7 protein-coding genes and 3 tRNA genes are annotated in these 6,149 nt (G+C 38.3%); 6 read left to right on the top strand and 4 right to left on the bottom strand.

Annotated elements, in window-relative coordinates; genetic code table 11:
• Window positions 1–153: 153 nt before the first annotated feature.
• The 5 genes from BQ7314_RS07430 (at window position 154) to BQ7314_RS07410 (ending at window position 2,084) form a co-directional block, all read left to right on the top strand.
• Window positions 154–1,098: a hypothetical protein gene (locus tag BQ7314_RS07430; protein ID WP_174483067.1), complete on the top strand. Its 945-nt coding sequence runs from the start codon at window positions 154–156 to the stop codon at window positions 1,096–1,098.
• 55 nt (window positions 1,099–1,153) lie between these two features.
• Window positions 1,154–1,726 carry a hypothetical protein gene (locus tag BQ7314_RS07425; RefSeq protein WP_174483066.1) on the top strand — a complete coding sequence of 191 codons (573 nt, stop codon included), beginning with the start codon at window positions 1,154–1,156 and terminating at the stop codon, window positions 1,724–1,726.
• A gap of 59 nt (window positions 1,727–1,785) precedes the next feature.
• A tRNA-Gly gene (locus BQ7314_RS07420) sits at window positions 1,786–1,860 on the top strand.
• Between the two features lie 58 nt (window positions 1,861–1,918).
• Window positions 1,919–1,992 (top strand) — tRNA-Cys (locus tag BQ7314_RS07415).
• A gap of 17 nt (window positions 1,993–2,009) precedes the next feature.
• Window positions 2,010–2,084 (top strand) — tRNA-Gly (locus BQ7314_RS07410).
• 506 nt (window positions 2,085–2,590) lie between these two features.
• Here BQ7314_RS07410 and BQ7314_RS07405 read toward each other — a convergent pair.
• From BQ7314_RS07405 to flgA, 3 genes are read right to left on the bottom strand one after another with little or no spacing between them, the layout of a single operon-like run.
• Entirely contained in the window at window positions 2,591–3,082 is a 492-nt protein-coding gene (locus BQ7314_RS07405) for a flagella synthesis protein FlgN (protein ID WP_174483065.1), read from the bottom strand.
• 5 nt (window positions 3,083–3,087) lie between these two features.
• Window positions 3,088–3,369, bottom strand: coding sequence for a flagellar biosynthesis anti-sigma factor FlgM (gene flgM / locus BQ7314_RS07400; RefSeq protein ID WP_174483064.1), 282 nt, complete (start codon window positions 3,367–3,369; stop codon window positions 3,088–3,090).
• 57 nt (window positions 3,370–3,426) lie between these two features.
• The gene (gene flgA / locus BQ7314_RS07395) at window positions 3,427–4,137 is read right to left on the bottom strand and encodes a flagellar basal body P-ring formation chaperone FlgA (protein WP_174483063.1); all 711 of its coding nucleotides are present in this window, start codon (window positions 4,135–4,137) and stop codon (window positions 3,427–3,429) included.
• Between the two features lie 161 nt (window positions 4,138–4,298).
• Here flgA and BQ7314_RS07390 point away from each other — a divergent pair, with 161 nt between their 5' ends.
• Window positions 4,299–5,240: a chemotaxis protein CheV gene (locus BQ7314_RS07390; protein ID WP_174483062.1), complete on the top strand. Its 942-nt coding sequence runs from the start codon at window positions 4,299–4,301 to the stop codon at window positions 5,238–5,240.
• Window positions 5,241–5,410: 170 nt separating this feature from the next.
• On the opposite strand, the gene BQ7314_RS07385 is transcribed toward BQ7314_RS07390, so the two are convergent.
• Window positions 5,411–6,145 carry a DUF2182 domain-containing protein gene (locus BQ7314_RS07385; protein ID WP_245394942.1) on the bottom strand — a complete coding sequence of 245 codons (735 nt, stop codon included), beginning with the start codon at window positions 6,143–6,145 and terminating at the stop codon, window positions 5,411–5,413.
• Between the last annotated feature and the right edge of the window lie 4 nt (window positions 6,146–6,149).

Raw genomic sequence — 6,149 nt, 5'->3', positions numbered from 1 at the left:
AAAGTTGCAGAGGGTTTTAAAGAGTCAATGCGAATTGTATTTGATGAGCACCTGAGGCAATGGAATTATACTGCCATTCCTGACGCAACAACTTTATAAGTTGCCTAAGTTATTTCATGCACATTCCTTAGTCTTGCGGATCCCACCGGTCTAATGCCTAAGGAAATGCAGCAGGTTTATGAATTTACTGAGTTATTGAGCGCTACTATTGCTTTTGAATATCAAGAAATATCAGCTGTTCAGAGGCAATGTGTTATTTTTCAGGATGAAGATAGGCCGGCATTTTTTGTGACTCGAGATAAGTTAGCATCTAGTGATACTGTACTATATATTAACTTCACTAAGCTAAATAAACTTTTTCAGGAAAAAGAAAAACTGAAGAATGATGTGGATGGGCGTTATAGTAGCTTGAAGTTATCGCTTAGGGCGGATAAGTTGCCTGCTGAGTTACTTGATTATTTGGAGGTGCGCTGGCAGGGCATTTCTTTAGTAGGAGAGGCGATTTTTGCTGACCGTTTGAGTCGGTATTTTTCTATAGGTTTAAACTCTGCTTATGAATTGCAGAGTTCAAATGCTAAAGGTGAGCAAGATTTTGGTTTAGCTAAAGAATATCTTGCTGAAACTGCTTCGGAGTGTGCTTTAATCTGTAGCTTTGATGACTCAGGTCTATTATCGATTGGTAGCTTTATTAGTTTTAGGAAAGCTAATCAGCCCCGACATAACCGATCTATTGGTATTGTTAATAAAGTTTCGATGCACAAAAATACGGGTAAGGCGCAGTTTGAAGTTTTTTTGTTAACGCAGCATGCCTTTATTGCTCAGTATATTGATATAAAAGGGGCCGATGAAGAGGGGATGCAAAATGCTTTGATTTATGGTGTTAAAACTCCAGGTGAAGAGGAGAAAAGTTTTCTTATCGTTGAGTCATTTATGTTAAAAGAGCTAGATGTTATTAGGCTGTATTTAAATGAAAAAAACTTTCCTATTGTTTTGAGAAACCGAAAAAACATAGGATTAGGCTATTGGCAGTTTGAATGTCGGCAGTTAGAAGAACAAGAGGTTGCAAGCAAGGGCAACAAAGGTTACGATTTCATATAGTTGTTTAAAGGCGACTATCAATAATAAAAATTAAATAGAACAATGAGGGGTTACTATGAGTGAAGATAAATCAACTGAATCAGGCGAAGTTATAGAAAATATTAAAGAGTCTGTTGAAGAAGTAGTGGAAGATGTAAAAGAGTCTGTTGAAGAGGTAGTAGAGGATATAAAAGAAACTATTGAAGAGGTTGCTGATACAGTTGAAAGTGCGATAGACGATGCAAAGCCACCATTAATGAAGCTTAAAGATGAAAACCCTAAGTTATTTTACGGTGCGATCGCGGGCATTGTCGTTATTTTAGGGGCGGTTTTTATGTCGGGAGGAGATAATGCTAAGCAACATGTCTCAAAGGTGACTTATACTGTTGGTCAGTCTTATACTTTGCATGCGGCTAATGCGCTTACAGACACAACATTAAAGATTTTAAAGGTGCCGGGGCAGATGGCGTCATTTGATAATGAGAGTGATGTTGTTTGTAATGCACCATCAGGTACGCCGGTTATTGCTAGAAGCTTTCAAGATGCTTTTGGTACTAAGCAGTTGTTTGTGCAAGTTGAAGTGCAGCAAGAAGCGGGTGATTGTCGTCAGGGTGTAAAGGGCTGGACATTAAAAACAAATTTAAAATAAATTTGTTTTAGGGTGTTGACATAAGACCAGAATACCTTATAATTATCGATTCTTACAGAGCGGGAATAGCTCAGCGGTAGAGCACAACCTTGCCAAGGTTGGGGTCGCGAGTTCGATCCTCGTTTCCCGCTCCAAGAATTTTTAAAGCCGCAAAATATCGCGGCTTTTTTATTCTTCTCTATAAGAATAAAAGGCTACTTAGCAAAACGGTTATGCAGTGGATTGCAAATCCATCTACGGCGGTTCGACTCCGCCAGTAGCCTCCATAATAAATATTTTGCATGCGGGAATAGCTCAGCGGTAGAGCACAACCTTGCCAAGGTTGGGGTCGCGAGTTCGATCCTCGTTTCCCGCTCCAAAATATCCTATCAAGATTGGGCGTAGGGTTAACTCAGTTTACTCTGGTTGACTTTTTTATGTCTGAAGCCTCAGTGTTAATTTTTTCGTATAGCGGTTTATTACTAATCGTCTTCTCGTTTCATAAGCTTTCTAAGCTTGTCTGGTATCTTCTTTGTATTCCTAGCTGTGATTTAATTCTAAAAATATCGCGGATATTTTTTGTGTAGTCGCTTCAGCTTTAGCTGTATTCTGGAAATATATATCGTATTCCCTCTATTTGGCAAATTGTAGTGTGCCTTTGGTGTGAAGTCTTTATCGTTCGTAGAGTTTTAAAATAGAATGCAAAATATCCCTGCTCCTATTCTGCGTAACAAATTGAAACGTAAAGGTTAAATATTATGCCAAAATTATGAGAAGTAGTACCATAATATCTATTTATTCGTATATTTCAATTGTTTGAAAATTTATATTCGATATCTAGGTTAAATTTTCGGGGTAGCAGGGGGGGGGCTGTGTTATTGCCTATTAAACTGAAACTAAAGTGCGTGAATATAGATTGCTTTCTACCCCACCATCTCGACCATAGGTGTTAATTGTTTGTGGTTTGCCTTTAAGTATGTTTAAGATGCGCTGAGTATGTTGGTTTAATATGTGAATGCTTGCGCCATTTTGTTCATTAAGGGTGCGGCATGTCTTGGATAGTTCGGTAAGTTTTTGCCAGTTACTTAATGACTCTGTTGTATCTATATTGGCTTGCTGAGCAATAGCAAAATATTGAATCATGCCATCTTGTTTATTTAGTTTTTCTGAAGCAAGTAACTGCTCGACTTGATTGGTAAATGTGTTTAACTGGGCAACTAATGCATTCTTTTTTTGCACAATTAAATTAAGTGTTTGAGTTTGGCTTTTTGCTTTTAGGAGTATGGACTCTTCATTTAGCAATTGGTGGAGCTGCTGGGTGTTCTCTAGGGCGGTAGCGATTAGCTTTGTAGCAAGGGGGTGTGTTTTATGAATCATGATAGTTAACCTGTATTGGAGAGTTCTCTTTCAGATGTGATGATATTATTTGCTAATTTTTCATTATCAATTGTATAGCTACCATTTTCTATGGCGCTTTTAAGTTCAGCAACGCGTTCTGCATTGACTGTGGGCGTTGATTTTAATGAGCTAAAAGCAGCTTCAATTGATAAATTAATTGAGTCGGTTGCTTTGGTTTTTTCTGTTTCTGCTGTTGGTTTTGAGGTTATTTTATTATTTAGTTTTTGACTTGTTTCTACTGGGGGGGTAGTGGTCTCGATTTTCATGGTGGACTCCTGCAAATATTTTTCTATGCCAGTTTGTCGGCCAATATACTTATAACTTTAATAATTAACGGAAATAGTGCCTGCTTTGGTAATAGTACCTTCAATTATTTTTTTGCTCTTATTGTTTTTGACTCGTATTCTCTCGCCTAAACTACCTGACATCAATGCTTTTCCTGACATTTTTATGCTAAATGAAGAGGAGAATGCGTGAATAGTTACCCGTTCTCCTTTTTTAATCAGTTGTGGGTGAGTAATATGTGCGGGCTGTAATATTGTGCCGGCTTGTAAATTGCGTGTTGTTAGTTGATTCTTAATTTGTTGGTAGTTGGTAAAGTAGCCGCGGCGTAGTCTGTTGGTCGGTTTCTTGACTAAAATAATATTATTTTGGCTGATGGTGGTATTTCGTTTTAATGCTTGTTTAAGTACAAGTACGTTGGTATAAGTTGTTAATTTGGCCGAGTGAAAGAGAGACCATTTTTGTTCGCCATTACAGCTTACGCCTATCGATAGTATACCAGCTTCAATTTTTTTGTTATGGCTGTAAGTTTCCAAGGGAGTGCTACAGCTTGCTAGTTTTAGCCTACTATCTAATTTATTGAGCTGAATTTCATATTCTTGAGAAGTGTCTATATTCGCTTCAATAAATTGAGTTATCGCCGTTTGTATAGCCTGAAGTGACTGATATTCTTGCGCGTATAGCATTTCTGTTAATAACAAGAAAAGGCTTAAGGTGGTGATTAAAAATGTCTGTATTTTTTCATGTGTCATGGTATTGGCATATGTATGAGTTTAATATTTATTAAAGCACTATTTATGCCAAAAATGATGAAAAAAAATAATCAAGTTGTGTGCTTGTTAGTCGCTATAATGCTTATAGAGTAAGAAGACGTTTATTGTCTTGTTTTTGGTTAATTGAGTAAGAGGTTTTTATGGCTGGAATTTTAGATGGCGTTGATCAACGAACGAAGTTGGCGGGACATAATCGCTTTGAATTATTGCTTTTTAAACTAGCAGGTAGGCAGCGTTTTGGTATTAATGTATTTAAAGTCCAAGAAGTTATTCAGTGTCCTGCTTTAACACAACTCCCTAAAGCGAACTCAGTGATCTGTGGGGTAGCGCATTTGCGCGGAAAAACAATTCCAGTCATGGACTTATCAATGGCTATCGGTCTGCAGCCAATTGATAGGGAAGCAAATAATTATGTGATTGTCACGGAGTATAACCGGAGTACTCAAGGGTTTATGGTCAGTTCGGTCGATAGAATTATTAATATAGGTTGGGATCAGGTTAATGCGCCGCCAAAAGGTGCGGGTCGTGAAGGATATTTAACAGCGGTGACTCGATTTGAAGAGGAGCTTATCGAGGTTATTGATGTTGAAAAAGTTATGAAAGAGGTAATTGGTGGTAGTGAGGAGGTTTCTGAAGGTGTTTTAGCTGATAATATTGTGGCAGATAATGCGAATGATCATGTGCTGATAGTGGATGATTCTTCAGTGGCTAGAAACCAAGTTAAGCGAGTGCTAGAACAGATTGGTATACGTTGTACATTATTAAAAGATGGTTTGGCTGCATGGGAGCATGTTCAGGAACTAAAAGAACAAGGTATTGATGTTCCTTCGTATTATACAATGATTATTTCTGATGTTGAGATGCCGCGTATGGATGGTTATACCTTTGCTTCTAAGGTAAAAGAAGACCCAGAGTTGCAGGGGGTATATCTGATTCTACACACATCTTTGAGTGGTGTGTTTAATACGGCAATGGTAGAAAAGGTCGGGGCAAATGAGTTCTTGGCTAAATTTAAGCCTGATGCACTGGCGGAGTCTGTGCAAAAGCAATTGCAGGCATTCCATGCGAACTCTAGTAGCTAGGGTCGAGAATTTAATAATACCCGAAAGTATAGCGCAGGATTTTTGGGTATTATTGTAGCCTGTCGAAGCACTGACTCAGGTTTGCTAGTTTCTTGCTCAGGAAAAATTAGTTTCTACTAAGGAGGAGAGTATAAACAATAACCTTTATAAAATTCGAAGTCGGCAGTTTTTTACAATAAAATTAATCCTCCCCACACACATAATACCACTCCAGTTACTCTACTGAAGAGTTGTTCATTTGCAGGTAAGCCCTTTTCCAGCAAGATAAATAAAGTAATCAGAACCATAGCCGTTATGTTCATAACGCCAACAGCAAACATAATTAACATTTGTGCCCAACAACACCCTACACAGGTACTGCCATGAATAAGCCCCATATTAAAGGCTCCTTGCCTACCATTTTGCCAAGAATTTAATAAAAAACTGAACGGTGAGCGACAATGCTGCAAACAGGCATTTTTCAGTGCGGTGAACTGATAGATACCAGCCATAATTAATATACCGGCAGCTAAAAATGCATTACTGTTTTCCATCATTCCTGATAACCATTGCAATCCGTGTAACTGCCATTGCAACAAGGTTAATATCACACTGAAGACCAACCAGACCAGAAGATAAGCCAGACTAAAAAGAATACTGAAAGGCGTATCACCTCCATAACGCTGTCGACAGCTTTTACTAAATGCCTTAATCATTGGTACTGCTGACGGCAGCATCATAGCAGCCATCATGATCGCCCACATACTATAGACAACTACAAAATCAGTGAGCTGCCATTGCCGGGGTGAATTGGGGGGCATCCACATTTCCGACATAGGCAATGTATTCATTTGCCAATATTGATAAACAAGAAAGCCCCATGCGCTAAGAGTAATAACAATAAGTAGAATAAGAATTTTCGGCACAGGT

Origin of the sequence: methanotrophic endosymbiont of Bathymodiolus puteoserpentis (Logatchev) (genome assembly GCF_900128525.1) — a bacterium.
Classification (GTDB): Bacteria; Pseudomonadota; Gammaproteobacteria; order Methylococcales; family Methylomonadaceae; genus Methyloprofundus.
Note: the sequence above shows the minus strand (reverse complement) of the source record. Positions and strands in the feature narration are given on the sequence as shown.